We start from the raw sequence: 2973 nt of genomic DNA, 5'->3' as shown, positions 1-2973 counted from the left end.
ATACAACTGCTTGGGTGTTGTATAGTCAAGCCTCACGAGCAATTAGTATTGGTCAGCTTCACATATCACTATGCTTCCACATCCAACCTATCAACGTCCTAGTCTCGAACGGCTCTTTAGAGGAATAAATTCCTAGGGAAATCTTATCTTGAGGTAGGCTTCCCGCTTAGATGCTTTCAGCGGTTATCCCTTCCGAACATAGCTACCCGGCGATGCGACTGGCGTCACAACCGGTACACCAGAGGTTCGTCCACTCTGGTCCTCTCGTACTAGGAGCAGATCCTCTCAAATTTCCAGCGCCCACGGTAGATAGGGACCGAACTGTCTCACGACGTTCTAAACCCAGCTCGCGTACCTCTTTAAATGGCGAACAGCCATACCCTTGGGACCTGCTTCAGCCCCAGGATGAGATGAGCCGACATCGAGGTGCCAAACACCGCCGTCGATATGAACTCTTGGGCGGTATCAGCCTGTTATCCCCAGAGTACCTTTTATCCGTTGAGCGATGGCCCTTCCATACAGAACCACCGGATCACTAAGACCTACTTTCGTACCTGCTCGACTTGTGGGTCTCGCAGTTAAGCGCGCTTTTGCCTTTATACTCTACGCGTGATTTCCGACCACGCTGAGCGCACCTTCGTACTCCTCCGTTACTCTTTAGGAGGAGACCGCCCCAGTCAAACTACCCACCAGACACGGTCCTCGTCCCGGATAACGGGACAGAGTTAGAACCTCAACATTACCAGGGTGGTATTTCAAGGACGGCTCCATTGGAACTAGCGTTCCAACTTCAAAGCCTCCCACCTATCCTACACAAGTAAGGTCAAAGTTCAGTGTCAAGCTGCAGTAAAGGTTCACGGGGTCTTTCCGTCTAGCCGCGGGTACACTGCATCTTCACAGCGATTTCGATTTCACTGAGCCTCTGCTGGAGACAGCGCCGCCATCATTATGCCATTCGTGCAGGTCGGAACTTACCCGACAAGGAATTTCGCTACCTTAGGACCGTTATAGTTACGGCCGCCGTTTACTGGGGCTTCGATCAAGAGCTTCGCTTACGCTAACCCCATCAATTAACCTTCCAGCACCGGGCAGGCATCACACCCTATACGTCCACTTTCGTGTTTGCAGAGTGCTATGTTTTTAATAAACAGTTGCAGCGGCCTGGTTTCTGCGGCTGTCGTCAGCTCAGGAAGCAAGTTCCATCACCAACAACAGCGTACCTTCTCCCGAAGTTACGGTACCATTTTGCCTAGTTCCTTCAGCAGAGTTCTCTCAAGCGCCTTGGTCTACTCGACCTGACCACCTGTGTCGGTTTCGGGTACGATTCCTGTGTAACTGAAGCTTAGAGACTTTTCCTGGAAGCATGGTATCAGCCACTTCACTGTACAAGTACAGCTTGCTATCGGATCTCAGTATAGAGTACCCCGGATTTGCCTAAGATACATACCTACATCCTTCCACCTGGACAACCAACGCCAGGCTGACTTAACCTTCTCCGTCCTCTCATCGCATTACACAGAAGTATTGGAATATTAACCAATTTCCCATCGACTACGCCTTTCGGCCTCGCCTTAGGGGTCGACTCACCCAGCCCCGATTAACGTTGGACTGGAACCCTTGGTCTTTCGGCGAACGGGTTTTTCACCCGTTTTGTCGTTACTCACGTCAGCATTCGCACTTCTGATACCTCCAGCATACTTCTCAATACACCTTCATCGGCTTACAGAACGCTCCCCTACCACTTGACTAATGTCAAATCCGCAGCTTCGGCACATAGTTTTAGCCCCGTTACATCTTCCGCGCAGGCCGACTCGACTAGTGAGCTATTACGCTTTCTTTAAAGGGTGGCTGCTTCTAAGCCAACCTCCTAGCTGTCTATGCCTTCCCACATCGTTTCCCACTTAACTATGATTTTGGGGCCTTAGCTGGCGGTCTGGATTGTTTTCCTCTTGACTACGGACGTTAGCACCCGCAGTCTGTCTCCCGGATAGTACTCATAGGTATTCGGAGTTTGCATCGGTTTGGTAAGTCGGGATGACCCCCTAGCCGAAACAGTGCTCTACCCCCTATGGTATTCGTCCGAGGCGCTACCTAAATAGCTTTCGGGGAGAACCAGCTATCACCAGGCTTGATTAGCCTTTCACCCCTATCCACAAGTCATCCCCTGGCTTTTCAACGACAGTGGGTTCGGTCCTCCAGTTAGTGTTACCCAACCTTCAACCTGCTCATGGATAGATCGCCTGGTTTCGGGTCTATACCCAGCAACTAAACGCCCTATTAAGACTCGATTTCTCTACGGCTCCCCTATACGGTTAACCTCGCTACTGAATATAAGTCGCTGACCCATTATACAAAAGGTACGCAGTCACACCACGAAGGTGCTCCCACTGCTTGTATGCATGCGGTTTCAGGATCTATTTCACTCCCCTCACAGGGGTTCTTTTCGCCTTTCCCTCACGGTACTGGTTCACTATCGGTCAGTCAGGAGTATTTAGCCTTGGAGGATGGTCCCCCCATATTCAGACAAGGTTTCACGTGCCTCGCCCTACTCGTCATCATTATGTGTGCCCTTTCGTGTACGGGAATATCACCCTCTACGTTCGCACTTCCCAGAGCGTTCCACTAAAACACACATAACTTAATGGGCTGATCCCCGTTCGCTCGCCGCTACTGAGGGAATCTCAATTGATTTCTTTTCCTAAGGGTACTGAGATGTTTCACTTCCCCTCGTTCGCCTTGCAACACTATGTATTCATGTTGCAATACCTACCTTAAAGTAGGTGGGTTCCCCCATTCAGAAATCTCCGGATCAAAGGATATTTGCCGCCTCCCCGGAGCTTTTCGCAGGCTATCACGTCTTTCATCGCCTCTGACTGCCAAGGCATCCACCACATGCACTTAATTACTTGACTATACAACCCCAAACAGTCGATGTTACCTACAAGTTAGTAACTTCAACATTTCAGTTTAGAG

At 50.3% G+C, this 2973-nt stretch carries 1 rRNA gene; it reads right to left on the bottom strand.

Going from position 1 to position 2973, the window contains the following annotated elements:
• Positions 1–21: 21 nt before the first annotated feature.
• Positions 22–2912: ribosomal RNA gene (locus KTI79_RS19030) — 23S ribosomal RNA — on the bottom strand.
• Between the last annotated feature and the right edge of the window lie 61 nt (positions 2913–2973).

Origin of the sequence: Acinetobacter sp. WU_MDCI_Abxd143, assembly GCF_025514195.1 — a bacterium.
Lineage (GTDB): Bacteria > Pseudomonadota > Gammaproteobacteria > Pseudomonadales > Moraxellaceae > Acinetobacter > Acinetobacter pittii_H.
This window is presented reverse-complemented; position numbering and strand designations above follow the sequence as displayed.